Origin of the sequence: Chitinophaga sp. HK235, from assembly GCF_018255755.1 — a bacterium.
Taxonomy (GTDB): Bacteria; Bacteroidota; Bacteroidia; order Chitinophagales; family Chitinophagaceae; genus Chitinophaga.
Genome location: NZ_CP073766.1, coordinates 8,162,312 through 8,179,407 on the forward strand (window position 1 = coordinate 8,162,312; position 17,096 = coordinate 8,179,407).

Consider the following 17,096-nt stretch of genomic DNA (forward strand, 5'->3'; position numbering starts at 1 on the left):
TTTTAAGTAACCACACTTATTCATTAACCCATAAACCGTCAGAAATGAATACAGTAGTAAAGTTAATTAAAAACAAGGTAGGGCTATTAAAATTAGCCGAAGAATTGGGTAATGTCTCCCAGGCCTGTAAACTGTTTAGCTATAGCAGAGACAGTTTCTACAGATTCAAAGAATTATACGACGAAGGAGAAGAATCAGCCCTGCAGGAGATAAGCCGTAAAAAGGCTATTCTGAAAAACAGAATAGAACCACAGATCGAAGAAGCGGTAGTTATGCTTCCGCTAATTGCCTTAATGCATATGCCTCATGCGGTAAGTCATACGGCTTAAATATCTCAATAAGATTGACAAAGCCAGGATCCTTTGCTGTTAGATCCGCTGCTGCCAACAAGGCTTTCTTCCTGATCGGCGTAATATCTTCCAACGCAGTTTCATCATTGAACAATACATCCAAAATTGTACGGAGGTAACTGACCTGTTTCAATGAGTGCATAGCAGGTAGTGCGTCGATGAGTGGCTCCATATTCTTTTCCAATACATCTGGTCTGGATTTACGCAGCACCACTAAAATATATTCGTGTACGTTATCGATGTCGCCAATGAAAGGCATCATGTTACCGTAGTCATCATCGAGTGCTTCATGATTGGCTAATGCATGTAATAACTCCGTCAGCCAGGCATCCTGGGCGTCTGCCTGGGTGAGTAGCACCAGCTGTACGGCCATCACAAAACGGACAAATGCATCTGCTTCAGTAGCAAGCGCAATAGAATAAGTTGCAAGCAGTTTATTGCTTTGATCCCTGATGGCATAAAAATCCGTCAGTGAATAGATGGCGTATCCTCTTCTGGTACTGCTGTGCTCCGTGTTTTGCCACTCATTTAGCAGGAATTGCTCCGTAGCATCATTGCCAGCATATACCAGTATGTATTGCGCCATACGAGCAACGTCCGTATCATCGCTAATAGCCCACTGCAGAAGCGTAGGTTCCAAAGGAGCAATAGCCCCGATCAGCTCCGTATATAAATCACCCAGCTCACTGATATCAGTTAAGTCGAGGATGGTATACAGGAATTTTCCCAATCGCAGTTGCACGGCCGACAAGTGTTGATAGTGGGGAATCATGCGCGCCAGTATCGCTGCTACTTTGTATGTCGATGCATACACGGTGCCTTGTTGTTCTACCTCCTTCCAGAGCATTTCGTTGGCAAGGCTGGCTACTGTTTCGTCTTCCGAAAGCATGCCATTGATACCGATTGGCAGCTCGGCACCGCCATCGCTATGGTAGGCGTCGATGGTTTCCCAGTCGATGGCATCCAGCTCCTTTTGAAGGTATACGGGTACTTCCAGCGCATACAGTTTATGTTTGGCATTCAACTCCTCATAGTGCCGGTTGAACAGGACCTCCACACTTTCCCAATCGGTGCGGGTAGTATTAACATCATAACCACCCCAGGACGGTATAAAGGCATCCCATCTTATCAACCGGAAATGATCATCCAGTTCTTCCGTTACGGTAAGTTGCCGTAATACTTGCCCAGCCAGGTCGTATAGGCGCCAGGTGCCAGTGCCATCATTATTATTGGTGAAGTCAATGAGTGTGCCACCCCCGGAAGCGTAGTAGACAGCACTTTGGGGAAAGCTGTGTTTATCGGGGGAGAGATGCCCTTCACAAACCAGTTCGCCGTTAAAATATCTTCGCTTATGAACAGCTGACAACTCTTCCCGGCGTACGGAATAAAGCTCGCGGCCCGTTTTATCAAAATACGTGTTGGTTACGTCCTTTTTCTGGTTGCGATGAACCATCCGGACTTTTGCTACAGGCGTGGCTGTACCCCTGTAGTAGTAGCTGTTCTCGTAGTCGTTTGGATCGTCTTTATCATACAGATAGGAGATGCTTAACGCGCCTGATTCATACCTGTAGTCTTCCAGTACGCGACTGGAAGTGCTGTAAAGTCTTTGTACCACCGTGTTGCCGTCCAGATCCCATTCAAAATATTCACCAATATAATTGCCAATACGGGTATCGACCGTGCCCATTACCCAGTTGGTCGCTGAATAGGGTAATCTGACAAAATGCGCGCGTGCAGGAACATTGGCGGGCCTTGCAGGCAACGGATCTCCATCAGAACTCACCTCATTATTATCTCTGTCGAAATAACGCTGGGCATTGTAAATGAATTCATCTACATAGTCAAACTCCGCGGCCCACACATTAGCGCCGTTGTTGGGCGGAAAATATTCAGGAGTAGGATGGTCACTTTTTATCAGGCGCACCGGGCCTACATATTTATCGCCGCCATACCATTCACCATCCTGTGATACAGTGCCATCGGGGTGAAAACTTTGAGTAGGGTAGGGAGGGGTACCATCACGGTAATCGATGGTTACCCAGAGGTAGCCTTCTATATGCCATTTTTTCCAAAGCCCAACACGTTGGTTGTTTTCATTGGTTTCGCCAAGCAGCCATTCTTTGTCCGCATCATTATAGACGGCGCCTTCGGGTACAGTAACAGGTCTTTCCATTGCTTTGAGGTGTGAATTTTTCCTTCACAAGATATTATTATTTTTTTCTGTAAATGATCATTTATGTTTAATGATTAGTATAGCCGTCATCGTTAGAATATTTTTTTGGATGATTAAAATGGATGTTTACACTTACGCTCCCTGAAACACAGATCAGTGCCCCTGTTTTTCTCCTTTATTCAGCATCATTTCAGCGCATCATCAAAGGTTCACATAATTATCATGTTCGATTTTTTTAAATCTGAAACTTGATTTAAGCATAAACGGATGTATGTTAGTAGCATGAATGCCTTGTATATGTCTCCTGAAAATTTGTGCGATTGACCAAAACCTTATCACCCCTTACGTTATGAAAATTATTCAATTTATTGTTTTGTATTTCCTCTTTGTGTCAACTGTTTACGCTCAAAGTAATATTAAGAAGAGTTCACGTTCGAACGATTTATCGGCAATGCTGAATGAACGCCGGAATGCCCGACTTAAAGCGTTTATTGGTCAGAATTATTTTAAGTTGACAAACGCAGATAGCATTCTTAAGGATATTGGAATTGATAAAGTTAAAGGTGTGAACATTCTCAATTTTTGGTTCGCAAACTGCCCTCCCTGCATAGTTGAATTTCTTGATCTGGTTAAGCTAGGAAATAGATTTTTCAATAATAGTAATTTTCATATTATATCATTGACCTATGAAAATGACTCCATAATTAGCTCCTTTCAAAGGAAATATAGCCTTCCTTTTACTCCCATGCATATTTCGAAGGAATCATGCGTTAAAATGAATTTACAGAACGGCTTCCCAACTAACATCCTGTTGGATTCAACCGGAGCCATTGTTCTGGTGAGTGCAGGGGGAAGTTCTGATTCTACTGCAAGCTCCAAACTCTTTCAGGAAGTGTTAATGCCAGCAATTGACAGCCTCTTGGGTCACTAATTGCCATGACCAGGCATAGGAAACCCGTAAATGAGATCTTCATTTATATAAATTTTAGGAGATGAAAGAAAAGGCCGGTTTACTTTATTCCCGTTCGTGCAACTTCTTCAGCAGCGAATACGATAACAGTAAGCCCAGTCCGGTGAACAGAAACATGAAAAATATGAAAACAAAACCTCCCAGCGTCGGAAACATCGGCAGACTGAAAAGGCCTGCTACGAATCCCAGCGGAATACTGATACACACTATTCCCAGGGTTAATATCAGTGGCTTAAAGTCGACAGTTCCTTTAAAAAAGTCTGCTGGTAGACCTTTTTCAATAATGGCCATTCTTTCCTTGTGACGAGTAGTAAAATAATAGTAGCTAATACCAAAAATCGCCAGTGACAGGGCTATGAAAAATGCGGCAGATGTGGTTTGCATAGTGCGTGATATTTGTTAATCGAATGTAAGACTCGCTCAAAAGAAAAGTGGTCACATTTTGTGACCTGTTTCTGAAAAAATAGTCTAAGTTAGAACTATCAGCCAAGCAAAGCCCAACAGAGCATGTTATTTGACCGCAAACACAAGGAGGAAGACTATTATTTACAACAGGCCATTCAGGGTAACAGGAAAGGGTTTGAATACCTGGTGACCACCTATAAAGATCTGGCATATACGATTGCCAGGAATATTGTGTTGAATAAGGAAGATGCGGAAGAAGTGGTACAAGATGCCTTTGTAAAGGCTTTCAGCGCATTGGGAAATTTCCGGAAAGCGGCTAAATTTTCCACCTGGCTATACCGCATTGTATACAATACCGCTCTTACAAAAGGGCATGCCCGGAAAGCGGTGACTATTCCTGTTGATGATGGAGCCTGGTGGCCTACAGAAACCGTGAGCACCGGTTCTTTAACGCAGGCAGATCGTAAACGCTACATCGACCTGGCGCTTCGCCAGTTGACGGAAGATGAACGTGTAGTGATCACCCTCTATTATCTGGGCGAAAAAGATATTACGGAAATCGCGGCGATACTTGCATTGAAAAAGTCAGCCGTTAAGATGCGGCTGCTGAGAGGCCGGAAAAGCATGAAGGCCGCATTGGAATTACTACTACCTAAAGAAGTAAAAGACTTGTTATGAATACACGCAGAAAAATATCTGCCGATCCGCTTTTCCCTATCATGCAAGAAAAAGGGCTGGACACCTGCCCGGAAGGATTATCGGCCCGATTAACGGAGATGACGGTACGAAGCTATAAACGAAATTATAGCGCGATGTATAAAAAAGAAGAATGGCCTGGCAAAATCATCCTGGCCATACTGCTGCTGCTCAATGGCTGGATGCTGTATGTGCTGGGTCACCTACATCCGGTACTGATAGCCGGCATAGTGGCCTTTGCTATATCGACATTCGTCTTAATCCGATTAAACAAAAGCATGCAATCCTGAATTGACCTCTCATATGCCTGATATTTTTTCATTCAGGTAAACTACTTGTTTGTTCCATTTATACCCCCGTTTGTTCAATTCTTTTGTACAGCACATTCCTGCCAGGTAGTTTTGCGCCACCGTCAAAATTGATTCTTGTGCAGTAGTAAAGTGTGGCGTGGCATTTCCAGACACCAGTACAATAGATATCCCGTTAATTGTATCCATATGCTCAACAAATGTTTATCGGACAGGACTAAAGTGTCGTTTAGCCTGCTGACTGTTTTATGCTGGGCCAGCACCGTCTGTGGCCAGCGTATAGTGACACCGCCAACAGCCATTACACCTGCTGCCAGGCTGATTGCTTACCCGGTGAAAGATAGCGTAACGCTCAGAGAGCTGAACGCTGGCCGCTCGCTGGGACAGCTGTCCCTTCCGGCGCCGCAGGGGTTAACGTTACTGGCCTTCGATTCATCAGGAACGCGATTGCTGTTATCCGGCAAATGGCCATCTACAGTTGTCTACCATCTTGATCAGCCTTCCTTTCAGCAAGTTGCAAAAATGCCTTTCAGATCAGTTGCTGCCGGATTTGATCGTGCAGGAACAAACGCCTACCTGTTGCAGCGCAAATCATTTATTGAATCTAATCTGGTGGTTTATGATGCACACACCTGGAAAAAACGCCGGCAAAAAAAGCTGACAGCCGCTTCCCATCATCTCTCGCTCAATGCCAATGATTCCCTGATCGCTGTGTCTGTGATGGGGAAGATTAAAGTACTCAATGCCCAAAACCTGAAAATAGAACAGGTGCTGTGGGAACGCGCTCCACAAAAACTGATCGAATTTGATCCCGTTTCGCCAACGATATGCGCCAGCGCCACTTCTAAAAACATCATACAGATAAGGGATCTGCGCAATGACAGCATTCTCATCGAAATATATAAGCATGATGCGCCCATCCAAACGTTGAGCTACCGGCCCGATGGTAAATATCTCTTCAGTCTTGATAAAAAAGGGACACTATGTGTATGGTCTCCTGCTGAAAAAATACAGCTGGCCGAACTGGATCATATACAGGGAGTCCCATACTGGGACAAGGATGGAGAGCTGCGTATTGTTAATACAGCTGGTGACAGCATTTCGCAAAAAGCACCGCAGGTAGTTGCCCTGCAAACCATGCCTGGTGGCAATCTCCGCTTTCGTCACTACATGGCGCCAATGTTTGAGATGTTTCCTTCTCCTATTATTGGTTATATTCCGGAAGCTGGTTTTATACTGGGATTGGGCTTTACGGCCATCGTCCAACCCACGCACAACAGCCGGTATTACAGGCCGTCGTTGTTGACTGCATCAGCTTCCCATGGTTTTTATGGTAACCAGTGGCTGCTGGGGTTCTCTCTAAGCAGATATCTAAAAGATCGTTGGTATCTGGCGGTTGATCTGCAATATAATATACATGCCAGGAGCTTTTATTTCGGTATCGCTAAAGATGCCGACAGCAAAAACAAGCAACCTTACATCTCCAATAATTTCCTTTTCAGCGGAGGAGTATACCGGTTGTTAGGCCAGCAGCTGGGTCTGGGCCTTGTGTACGACATCCGGCATAATAAACGCGCCAGGTTTGAACATGAGGTAACTGACCTGCCGGCCGGCGCCGAAGGCGGACTGGCTGCGGGGCTAGGAGCAGGACTCAGACTGGATAACCGGGATAATGTACTCGCTCCTTCCCGCGGCGCGTTCCTTCAACTGATCTATTTGCGCTATGGTCTGGCGGATGTGGGAGATTACCGGTATAATGAAATAAAAGCCGATCTCCGGAAATACTTCCCTTTAGGCAATCCTTCGAACGGCCGCCAGCTGGCCTTACAGGGGGCTGCCGATCTTACCTGGGGCGGCCAGCCTCCCTTTTATCTGTTACCGTATTTTACAGGCGACAAAGCGTTTCGTGGCATATACAGGAATCTTTATCTTGATAAACAAGTGGCCTTTGTGCAGGCGGAATACAGGTCCCGCTTCAGTGTAGCAGACCCCCGATTTGGATATGCTATATTTGCAGGGGCTGCAGATGGAGCGGCTGACTATTTTCATGAATATAAACCCGATATAAAGCTAGTGTATGGATTGGGGTTCCGCCAGCAGCTGTATCCTAAGAATCATTTGTTGTTACGGATGGATGCAGCCTGGACCAGCAAAGGAGATTTTGGCTTCTTCGCCGGCCTGGGTACTTCTTTTTAATAACCGCCTGAAAAACATATAAGTCAATGGGATTGATCCAAGGTAACTTTTCTATTCCCCGTAAATACAAGGTAAGATGGCTGGCTATTCTGCTTTGTTATACCGCCTATACATCGCTGGTGTTCTGCATTATATATCTGACTCAAAAAGAAGCACTTTACAGGAACTACGGCCCCGCGGGTATGTGGGTCCTCAATATCCTGCATGATATCATCAAATGTACGATCATCTATTATTTCCTTATCTACTGGATATTTCTGCCCATCATACAAACAAGAAGGATCACCTTCCGGGTGATCTTACCTAAACTGGTGCACTTAATACTTTTTGCGACTGTATTGACCACCTATGAATTTTACAGGATGTTTGGAATAGGAAGTGCCAGGAGCGGCCGTCAGCATCCCGGCATGTATGACTATAGTTTCTGGGAATTCTCTATCGGGTTAGTCATGCTGTTGGTAAGCCTGATAGTGGCCATATTCATTGAGCTGCGAGCCAGAGCGGTCCATCTGCGCGAAATGGAAAAAGGTAAGCTGATGGCGGAGCTTTCTGCTATTAAATACCAGATCAATCCTCATTTTCTGTTTAATTGTCTGAATTTCATCTATACCAAGTCAGTCCGGCATAATACAGAAGTGGCGCACGCCGTTAACCTGCTGTCGGAGATCATGCGTTATGCGCTGGAACAGAATGACGATAAAGAGGGTGTGGTGTTACTGGCCGCCGAAATGGACCACATGAAAAACGTGATTGAGATCAATCAGATGCGTTTCAATAATAATCTAAAGATCCGATTCACGGAAAAAATTGATAATCTGAACATTCGCATTCCGCCACTGGTGCTGATTACATTGGTCGAGAATGCGTTCAAACACGGAGATCTGAACGATGAACATAATCCCCTCGACATAAAAATCGAAGTAATCGGGGAAAAATTGTGGTTCTATACCCAGAATAAAAAAAAGAAAAGCGTAAAAGAATTATCCAGCGGCATTGGTCTGGCGAATGTAAGACAACGGCTGCAGCTGGTGTATGGCCCCAGACACCACTTTCAGACAATGGAAGATGAACAGTATTATGTGGCCGAACTAACTATAAATCATAAATGATGATCCGGTGTATTATTGTAGACGATGAGGCGCATGCGATTGAGCTGTTGTCCATGCATATTGAACAAACCAGTTTCCTGGAGCTGGTGGACACAGCCACAAGCCCGGTAAAAGCCTTGCAACTGGTATTTGAACAAAAGATAGATGTGGTTTTCCTGGATGTACAAATGCCGGAAATGTCCGGTATCGAGTTTATGCAATTACTGAACGGAAGATGTAAAGTGATATTGGTAACAGCTTATAAAGATTATGCCATACAGGGTTTTGATAATGACGTTGTTGATTATTTACTTAAACCCGTAACATTCCCGCGCTTTCTTAAAAGCACCCGTAAGCTGCTGGATATGAGAAGGAATGTCGAGGAGCCAGGCAATGACTATATTTTCGTGAGTGCCGACTCAAAAGGAAAACTGCTACGGATCAATATAGAAGACATCATTTACGTGGAGGGACAAAGACAGTATGTTTGTTTTTTCACCCGCGAGGGAAGAAAATATCTCTCCAGGCTTACCCTTAAAGAATTGGAAGCCCGCCTGCCGGTAGGTAAATTCATCCGGGTACACAAATCTTTCGTACTCGCTATCCAGTATATTACCATGATCCACCACAATGTGGTGTACATGGCGCATACCAAAGAAATGATCCCGATAGGTTCCAGCTATAGGGAGGCCTTCATGAACAGGATGAAAGATAAGATCATGACCTGAATATACAGCTGGAAGTGCTTCAATGCAGGAAGGTGAAAAGTTGCATTGTATTGCGTTTTTTATGTTGATAGTTAGGATTGCATATATTTTGAGGTTTTATTTATAGCATGTGATGGTATGTTGATGAAAATGACATAAATTTAAATTCGTACCGTCCTTTATTGTCATGTTGGTATCGCTCCAATGTAAGTAACTATAATTATAACACCTCAAAAATCCACTCATGAAAGCCGAATCAACAACGCTAGCAGCTGTTGAAGTTGTTACACTTCATTCTATCCGTGCGCAAAACAATCTGCCGGTATCCAGGAAAAACAAGTTATTGAACCCCCATCAGCTGTTGTGGACCAACAGGGGAAGCGGCCATAAAAAAGCGCATCCTGTTGTGTTTGATATCAGTCAGCAGGCAGACAATGCATTCGAGGTTACCGTTTCTTCCAGTAAAACACTGGCGGGGCACTACACACTGGAAGCGTATGCCGACGGTGGAGAAGTGTTGTTTGCCGGTAAGGTAACGGATGATAACACCTTCGTGGCGAAGTCCATCAAAACCCCGGATGAATTTGCCACACTGAGGAATCACTCACTTCACTGGCAGCTTACCGCTGATAAGCAGGAAACGATTCCGCTGGGTACTACCTGGATTGAAATATTCTGGATAGATACCACGCATGTACCACCTGCGCTCCATCAGAAGGGAGTAATTCTTGAAGGCCTGCATATGATAGCAGAAGCTTCCAAAGCTATCACTACATTCCCATATGATGAAAATACAAAACTGCTGAGAGCAAATGCACAGCCGATTTACTATTATGTGAATCAGGTTTTTAACTTTCTGCCGCCCCGGTATGATGTGTGGAGTGGAGCTCCCTATTTTACCAACAGTTATGACAAGAATAGTATTACGTTGAACTATAACGCATATACGTATGCTCATAACTATCAGCCCAATTCTATATTGAACTGTTATGACACGGCCACCGTGTTACAATATTATCTGATTGGTGCCGGTTATCCTACAGCCTGGCTGTTTATGCAGCCATTCGGTTATCTGCGTTTGACCAACCTTATCGGCAGGGGACAGTGCAATAACCCGTTTTATGCAGCTAATAATACACCACCGGTAATTGCAGTGAATGATAGCAGACGTACTGCTTTTGGGAATCATGCATTTATAAATATTACCAATATTGCCAGGGTGGCAGATGGATGTGCCGGTCCGCATCAGGGTACTGAAACAGCACAGCAATATGTTTCGTCTGCTGTGGATAATCAGTATCCTAATCCTCCGCGGGTAAGGCCTGGAACGGTTGGTGATATTACAAGCTATCTGGGTCTTAAGTATGTTAACAGGATGTCCAGTGCATACACGATAAATGATCTTCCACATCTGGAAGCCTTTAAAAAATTATTGAAATATAAAGAAATAAAAACTTTGAGAAATGATAAAAGCGGCATCGCCGGTAAATTTCCTGAACCTGCCGAATGTCCGCTGCTCCATGGAAAATGGAAAACCAGTTACGAGGAAGTGATCCCTGGTAGCGAAGAAGTATTAAAAATATGGATGCTGAATGATGGCGATCAACTGATCACCATCAAATTGCATGTGATTTCCGGCAGCAAAGAACTGGCACATAACCGCTTCCTCGCGATAGGCGCTACCACACAAGGTGTGGAGCCATCCTATGAAGCTGGTCCTGAGAACCTGGGAGAGTATTCAGCTGTAAGTGTTAACAAGCATTATCCATTGTTATTGGTGATGCAGGATAACATGGTACTTCATATTGCTTCCAGTGATCCATCCGTGGATTTGGGAGGCCTGGCAAAATGGTGCTTCCAGCAGATGACCAGAAGCCATGTAGCAGATATCAGCAGCCACCTGCCTGCTGTACATCTCCATTATTCCAGTCTGCAGCCCAAAAAGGGAGATCGTTTTTATGTTTCCCTTTCCTCCGGAGAGAACTCACGGCTTGATTTCGAGCTGGAAGAAGGAAACGGATTGCGTCTCATTTCAGAAGAAGATACTGTCCTGGTTTTTGATACGGTTAAGGCCGGAAAACAGGTGTTAAAGGTATTGGTGATTGACAAGGATACGTTAATGGTGAATACGCAGACACTTACAATTGATATTCAGGAGTAATCAAAAGAAGGTAACTTCATTATGTATATACACCTGCAGGAAACTCCCTGCAGGTGTATCTTTTTTGAAACATTATCATTTTAATAATAATTTTGTTTGCTGATATCATTATGCAACGATGTTCCTGTATTGTATTTTTGCGGGAAGAATTTAAGAGAGACCATGTATTCCAAAGAGGAAGTATCCAAACAAAAGCAGGCATTCTGGACTGCATTTGGCCGCTATATGAAACCAGTATTATCAGCAGATGGTGAGATCATTAGCTGGGCTAATTACAAAACAGGCATACCCGGTTTATTCTTTAAACTGGATGCAGAAAACCGATATGTGTGTATCTCTATCCTGATTACACAGACGGACCCGCAGCTGCATACAGCTTTCTATGAACTTTTTGAAATGCAGAAAAAAATGCTGGAAAGCGCATTGGGAGAAATTGACTGGGAATGGGAACAGGATATTACGGATGACTACGGCAGGAACATCAGCAGGATCAGTAAGCGGATTGACGGCATATCCATACTTCGTACAGAAGACTGGCCGGCACTGATATCTTTCCTTAAAGAAAGGATTGTAGCCCTGGATGAATATTGGAGTACAGCAAAATATGCATTTGAAGCATTATTGTAATTACTTCCCAATGCATTGCTTATCGCAGGCAATATTGCTAATGTTGCAGGAGGAAATGAATGCAGGAATATCCTGTTTGAGAACGTTGTTTTTCATCACTATGATTTCAGGCATGGAAAACCCTTAGTGCCTGTTAACTTCAGTGTTAACAGAGGAGAGACCATATTTTTGGTAACTAACCATTACCCATTAACCATTAACCCGGTTCGATGATGGAAGCATATCCGAACTGATATACAATAAATAAAAAAGTGTAACCCAACTTTTACCCTATTTTTTCATTATTAAATTGTTTTGTTATGTATCTGGCTACCATGCAAATTGAGCAGTTCAAGGAGAAAGGATATCTGTTAATTGAAAATCTGTTTGATGAGAAAGAGGTGGAGTTAATACGGACAGAGATGTTGCAGGTGATTGCTGAAGACTGTCCGCGGCGCATACTCGAAAAAAACGGAAGTGTACGGTCCTTTTTTGCCCCCGACCATAGCAATGAAATATTCGAAAAGATTGTGAAGCTGAAGCGGCTGGTAATACCTGCTGCACAATTGATAGGGACTGATGTATATGCGCATCAGACAAAAATCAATTCCAAGTCGGCTATGACCGGCGACTGGTGGGAATGGCATCAGGACTATACCTACTGGAAGAAGGATGACGGGATGCCTGCGGCTGATGTGCTGACTGCGATGATTTATCTGAATGATGTCAACGAATTCAACGGGCCGATGTTACTGATACCAGGCTCGCATAAAATCGGTACGGTTGATGAAGGAGAAAATATATCCGGTGACGGAGAAAATGGGAACGGCTGGTTTGAAGAATATAAAACCAGTACCTTTTATATGACAGCCCTCACCGCTGATCTTAAGTATACATTAAAGCAGGAGGAGATTGCCAGATGGGCAAGGCAGAGAGGAATCGAATCCGCCAAGGGACCGGCAGGATCTGTTTTATTCTTTCACGGTAATGTGTTTCATGCTTCCTCCAATAATCTTTCTCCCTGGGACAGATATTCTTTTTTGGTTACCTACAACAGCGTAAACAATCAACTGGAAGCGGTAGAAAAGCCCAGGCCGGCATTTATAGCCAACCGGAACTTTGATAAAATAATTCCTGTCCACGATCATCTGTAGTGACTAAAAGCCCTGATGTGTGTGGGCTGTGGCATTCATTAACATCTCCCATCTTTTTCAGAAGGATGGGAGATGGTATAATTCGAGGCTAGTGCATAGTTCGCTTAAGGATTTCATTTTCAACCTCCTCGCGTGTATGCATCCTGATATCATCAGGTTGATCATCCTGCCTGATAAGGAAGTGTACACCATCATTATTCAAATATGCTATTTTAATCTGTTTATCACGGATGTGGGTAATGCCATATTGTTTCAGTTCATCAATATAGCCCATCCCAATTTCTTCTTCGATAAAGCCTGCAGCCAGGAGGTTTTGTTGTATCAACACTGATTTTACCTCGGGATCTTCTCTGTAAAAATATTTTTTATTTCTTAACAAGTAGATGTTATTGTCATTATAAAATTTAATCCGGTGTTGTTTACACATAGATAGTAAGATAGGGTGTTCAATAAAGTCCTTGCGCCAGTCGGTTACCTGATGGGTATCTATAATTTGTTGCATAGATCCGGAAATATTGTGAATGTCCAACGTAGTGAATAATGCATACAGTGGATTGGAATCTTGTAGAGGTTTGCTCCATTGGTCGCGCAGCAGCCTTTTCCAGCTGATATCACGATCGCGATTGATAAGGAAAGACCAGTTGATGGAGTAGAGCAGATAATCTCCTTTTGCCAGTAATGCTCTTCTGAAGAGTTCCTCTTTAAAGTCAATCAGGCCATCGTTTGAAAATAGTTGAATGAAAAGATGGTAATAATGAGCAGCCTGTGTATAACAGGCTGCTATGCTGGCCTCATTAAGTTGTTGATTAACATAATACTCTTTGATACCACTGAAGGAGAGTAGAAACGCCAGCTGCCCGTCCAGGTATCCATGGTTTTCCGCTTTATTAATAAGTGTGGCCCATTTATCAGAGCGCTGTATCAGGGCGATTTTCAGTTTTTCTTCCAGGATTTGCTGGGTGTCGAAGCCTTTTATATCGCTTTGTTCAAACTGCGTATATATTTCACCGTTATACTGCTCTATGATTTGTGTAATGGAAAGGAGGCTGGCCTGAAAATCCTTAGCATCATTATAAGTAGTATAGGTTACCAGGTTTTTTATGAGACGGTCCCAATATTTTAATTCCGATTCATTAATAAAATACTGCTTTTCAATAGCCATACGGGTAATGGCATAGAAATATAAACGTTCTGCATATCGGGCAGCGAAGTTGTTTGAAAATGCGGCCTGAATGCAGGTTGATTTACTGATCCCGTCTGTATTGGCGAGATAATTTTTGATAAGTGTGGAATCGGAGGTGAGCAGATCGAGTGTGGTAATATACGCGATGATCGTCTCTTCCTGTAGTAGGGATAGATTTGACAGCGTGTAAAAGGAAACCTCATCTTTTATTGGTTCCAGTTTATGTATGGAGTCGTTAAATTCATCAGGACTTATTTTAGCAATTTCGTTGAGTGCTACAAAAGCCAGCAGGTTCAGCATTTTATCATCAAACACATTGGTTTCGGTAGCCCGGATCTTCCAGAAATAATCTATCCAGGTGGTGTCTACTTTGGTGGCAAAATACATGTCCAAGCTTACAACTGTGTTATCAATACTGTAATTATTGTATTTTTTATTCCAGTCAGCAAATTCAATCAATCTGCCTAATTCAGCTTTCAGGTTTTCAAAACTGGTAAGTGGCCGTCCGCGGGCATTCATCTTAATGTATAGGTCATCTGACAGGCCCATTGAACGGATGTCAAGAATATGAAATACTATTAATGGCTGATTTAAAGAGGTTAACTGTTCAAATGAAATTGTCTCGGCCGAAAACGCATGATGGATCTCATTCAGCATTGTGACGATACCCTGTATGGTCACATCATGCTTCCAATGAAGGAAATACCAGCTTTTGTCTGCGAGGACCTGATGAAAATCCTGATGTTTGTTGAAGATCTTATCATGGTCATTCTTGTTGAGATCATGAATGATATGACGGAAGAAATCGCCGGAAGATCTTCGGGTGGCATATTTGAATCTGGAAAATGTGCTGGCGTAAGTGCTCAGTAGCTGTTCTTTAAAAGCAAAATACCAGTGTAATAAGAAAAGGGTAGTCAGTCGCTGCTGCCCATCCAGAGGGATGAATGCATCATTCTCAATATTACCATAAATAAAATCAAATTCCAGTGGCCTGGCCTGGCAATGGATGGTTTGACGGATACTTGATTTTATTTTATGTATAAAAACTTTTCTTATTTCAGCAGCTTTATTGTTGGTTCTACCCTGAGCGTAATCCCGTTGAATTATAGGAATGACGATTCCTTCAGGAATATGTATGTCAGGCATGCTGTTCTTTAGTAATTGCCACAAAGTAGAAATGCTCATAGGTTGGTTTTAAGAAAGTAAGATAACGTGGTGGTAATATTGTCTACATAAGCTTTTCTGTCCTGAAAAGTCCAGTAGGCAAGATGTTGAGGAGACTCGGTGTAATATTTCAAAAAAACCTTTTTGGTTTCATGTGGGATAAACAGTCCTTTTTTGTCCTTGTCGAGGATCATTTTACGTTTAATATCGAACAGTGAATTTTTTATGGCGGAATTGGTGGAGCCATCCAGCAGGGCAAGATTGGCGATCGAGTGGTCATCGTTCAGCCAGTCGTATTCATCTGGCGCTATCTGCGCATCTGCTGCGTTAGTTTTATCGTCATTGTTTATTCTCTCCTGGATATATTTCGCAGCATCGGAGAAGCAAGCCTGCATGGTTTCCTTGTTAATGCTGGTGTCATCCTGCATCAGTAAATTTTTAATGTTATCCGCAATCTTATCTGCAGTTTCATCTTTGAAAGATTTGAAATAAGGTAAGTGCTCTTTTAACCAATGATGGTAATCTTTTTCCCGCAGTTCTTCCGAATTTTGCGCGAAGATGTGTTCCAGGCTCCAGTCTTGCTGGTTTAAGGCTTCAAATGGAAAATAGCTTTTCCCTCCCGGAGTAAGGAGGCTATTGGTAATATTATGAAGCAGCAGTAACTTATTCAGTTTGTTTTTATGGTTGCTGTCGGTATATCTTAGGATACTGATATCTGCGGAGATTATTTTGAGGGCGATCTTTTCCCTGATCATTTGGAGGAAAGCACTCCGGTCTGTCTTTTTGAATTCCTTTTGCAGCTGCGGGATATCTGTTTTTTCATGAATCAGGAATCCAATCAGGTGATTGAAGGTTTTATCATGGTACCATTCATACAGGGTATCGAAGAGGTTTTTCAGTTTATCCCATTGTTCTTCCATGAAAGACTGGCCTTTATTAGCATGATTCTGCTGTTTTCCCTTGTCTTGCCGTATACGATTGACCTGCTTGTAGAAATGTCTGAAAGCATGGTATTTGTTTTTGTCTCCTGCTTTTTTATCAGTATGGAGGTCTAACAGGTAGTCCATCCTTGTCTCAAATTCATGAGCTCCTTGGTATATGAATCCCCAGAAGGAAGGGTCTTGCAGTGCCTTCTCTATTTGCTCCCACTCCAGCGCGAGGATGCTTTGTTTTAGTGTCAGTGCCTGTTGATGATTAGTGGTATCAGCAAAGCCCTCAAGATTGTTTTTGCTGAGAAATACAGCTTTAACCAGTTCTGCATTAGTCAATGCAATTTTACCGATATTAATACGGGTAAAGATGTCAATGGGATCGGCGTCCTGGCCTACTTCATACCAGATAAACTCTACAGATGATTGTAGTGCGTCAGCAAATTTATGCTCAATATCCTTCTGTGTGAGAGATTCCTTATTAAGCCAGTTATCAATGGTGATATAGGCCTTGCTGATATAGTGATAGTCCGGGTTGGTACTGTTGGCAACTGCCTGGAGATTTCCCAGGAAAGTGGCGCTGTCAGGCCTTGTTCTATAAGATAAAGTGTAGAGTGGAAGGGAAAGCCCTTTTTTTCTAAGCCTGGATATCAGAATAAATAGGGTAGTGAGGCGTTGTTGCCCATCCAGTACTGCATAGCTGTTATCCTGTTCTTTTTTTACAACAATAGGTTGCAGACAGTATTTGCCGGTAGTAACAGGCGGTGAATAAATAAATTCCCTGAGATCTTCCAGTAAGTCGGTCACCTGGTCTTCATCCCAGCGAAATCCACGCTGGAAAGAGGGAATAAAAAAACGATATTCCGGCTGGTCGTTAACTTGTACCAGCAGTTGGCTCACTGGTATAGGCTTTAGTGTATTGCTCATATTGTTCTGGCGTTGTAAACGAAAATATTCACCAGTTAACATTATTGGGAATCAAATCGTACATTCAGATACAAGGTAG

General features: G+C 43.1%; 14 protein-coding genes and 1 pseudogene. 10 read left to right on the top strand and 5 right to left on the bottom strand.

What is annotated here, in order from left to right; genetic code table 11:
- Positions 1 to 44: 44 nt before the first annotated feature.
- A pseudogene (locus tag KD145_RS31585) lies at positions 45 to 284 on the top strand (helix-turn-helix domain-containing protein); the annotation flags it as partial.
- Here the strand turns inward: KD145_RS31585 and KD145_RS31590 are convergent.
- The gene (locus KD145_RS31590) at positions 271 to 2,523 is read right to left on the bottom strand and encodes a hypothetical protein (RefSeq protein ID WP_212003769.1); all 2,253 of its coding nucleotides are present in this window, start codon (positions 2,521 to 2,523) and stop codon (positions 271 to 273) included. The pseudogene KD145_RS31585 and the gene KD145_RS31590 sit on opposite strands and share 14 nt — an antisense overlap.
- A gap of 349 nt (positions 2,524 to 2,872) precedes the next feature.
- Here KD145_RS31590 and KD145_RS31595 point away from each other — a divergent pair, with 349 nt between their 5' ends.
- Positions 2,873 to 3,454, top strand: coding sequence for a redoxin family protein (locus KD145_RS31595; RefSeq protein WP_212003770.1), 582 nt, complete (start codon positions 2,873 to 2,875; stop codon positions 3,452 to 3,454).
- 84 nt (positions 3,455 to 3,538) lie between these two features.
- On the opposite strand, the gene KD145_RS31600 is transcribed toward KD145_RS31595, so the two are convergent.
- Positions 3,539 to 3,877 (bottom strand): DUF6249 domain-containing protein, encoded by a 339-nt coding sequence (locus KD145_RS31600; RefSeq protein WP_212003771.1) that lies wholly within the window; start codon positions 3,875 to 3,877, stop codon positions 3,539 to 3,541.
- Between the two features lie 123 nt (positions 3,878 to 4,000).
- Between KD145_RS31600 and KD145_RS31605 the strand changes: the two genes are divergently transcribed.
- Both KD145_RS31605 and KD145_RS31610 read left to right on the top strand, forming a co-directional pair.
- Positions 4,001 to 4,576 carry an RNA polymerase sigma factor gene (locus KD145_RS31605; RefSeq protein WP_212003772.1) on the top strand — a complete coding sequence of 192 codons (576 nt, stop codon included), beginning with the start codon at positions 4,001 to 4,003 and terminating at the stop codon, positions 4,574 to 4,576.
- Positions 4,573 to 4,884, top strand: coding sequence for a hypothetical protein (locus KD145_RS31610; RefSeq protein WP_212003773.1), 312 nt, complete (start codon positions 4,573 to 4,575; stop codon positions 4,882 to 4,884). Before KD145_RS31605 ends, KD145_RS31610 begins: the two co-directional genes overlap by 4 nt.
- Positions 4,885 to 4,893: 9 nt before the next feature.
- Here the strand turns inward: KD145_RS31610 and KD145_RS31615 are convergent, their stop codons facing one another.
- Entirely contained in the window at positions 4,894 to 5,091 is a 198-nt protein-coding gene (locus KD145_RS31615) for a hypothetical protein (protein WP_212003774.1), read from the bottom strand.
- Here KD145_RS31615 and KD145_RS31620 point away from each other — a divergent pair, their 5' ends adjacent.
- The 6 genes from KD145_RS31620 (at position 5,092) to KD145_RS31645 (ending at position 12,814) form a co-directional block, all read left to right on the top strand.
- Positions 5,092 to 7,098 (top strand): BamA/TamA family outer membrane protein, encoded by a 2,007-nt coding sequence (locus KD145_RS31620; RefSeq protein ID WP_212003775.1) that lies wholly within the window; start codon positions 5,092 to 5,094, stop codon positions 7,096 to 7,098.
- A 26-nt stretch (positions 7,099 to 7,124) separates the two neighbouring features.
- Positions 7,125 to 8,207, top strand: coding sequence for a sensor histidine kinase (locus tag KD145_RS31625; protein ID WP_212003776.1), 1,083 nt, complete (start codon positions 7,125 to 7,127; stop codon positions 8,205 to 8,207).
- The gene (locus KD145_RS31630; protein ID WP_212003777.1) at positions 8,204 to 8,914 is read left to right on the top strand and encodes a LytTR family DNA-binding domain-containing protein; all 711 of its coding nucleotides are present in this window, start codon (positions 8,204 to 8,206) and stop codon (positions 8,912 to 8,914) included. Before KD145_RS31625 ends, KD145_RS31630 begins: the two co-directional genes overlap by 4 nt.
- 223 nt (positions 8,915 to 9,137) lie before the next feature.
- Positions 9,138 to 11,054 (top strand): hypothetical protein, encoded by a 1,917-nt coding sequence (locus KD145_RS31635; RefSeq protein WP_212003778.1) that lies wholly within the window; start codon positions 9,138 to 9,140, stop codon positions 11,052 to 11,054.
- Between the two features lie 162 nt (positions 11,055 to 11,216).
- Entirely contained in the window at positions 11,217 to 11,681 is a 465-nt protein-coding gene (locus tag KD145_RS31640; RefSeq protein ID WP_212003779.1) for a DUF4268 domain-containing protein, read from the top strand.
- A 299-nt stretch (positions 11,682 to 11,980) separates the two neighbouring features.
- Positions 11,981 to 12,814, top strand: a complete 834-nt coding sequence (locus KD145_RS31645; protein ID WP_212003780.1) for a phytanoyl-CoA dioxygenase family protein — start codon at positions 11,981 to 11,983, stop codon at positions 12,812 to 12,814.
- 88 nt (positions 12,815 to 12,902) lie between these two features.
- Here the strand turns inward: KD145_RS31645 and KD145_RS31650 are convergent, their stop codons facing one another.
- Both KD145_RS31650 and KD145_RS31655 read right to left on the bottom strand, forming a co-directional pair.
- Positions 12,903 to 15,182 carry a DUF262 domain-containing protein gene (locus KD145_RS31650; protein ID WP_212003781.1) on the bottom strand — a complete coding sequence of 760 codons (2,280 nt, stop codon included), beginning with the start codon at positions 15,180 to 15,182 and terminating at the stop codon, positions 12,903 to 12,905.
- Positions 15,179 to 17,017, bottom strand: coding sequence for a DUF262 domain-containing protein (locus tag KD145_RS31655; RefSeq protein ID WP_212003782.1), 1,839 nt, complete (start codon positions 17,015 to 17,017; stop codon positions 15,179 to 15,181). The genes KD145_RS31650 and KD145_RS31655 overlap by 4 nt, the downstream gene beginning before the upstream one ends.
- Positions 17,018 to 17,096 lie beyond the last annotated feature (79 nt).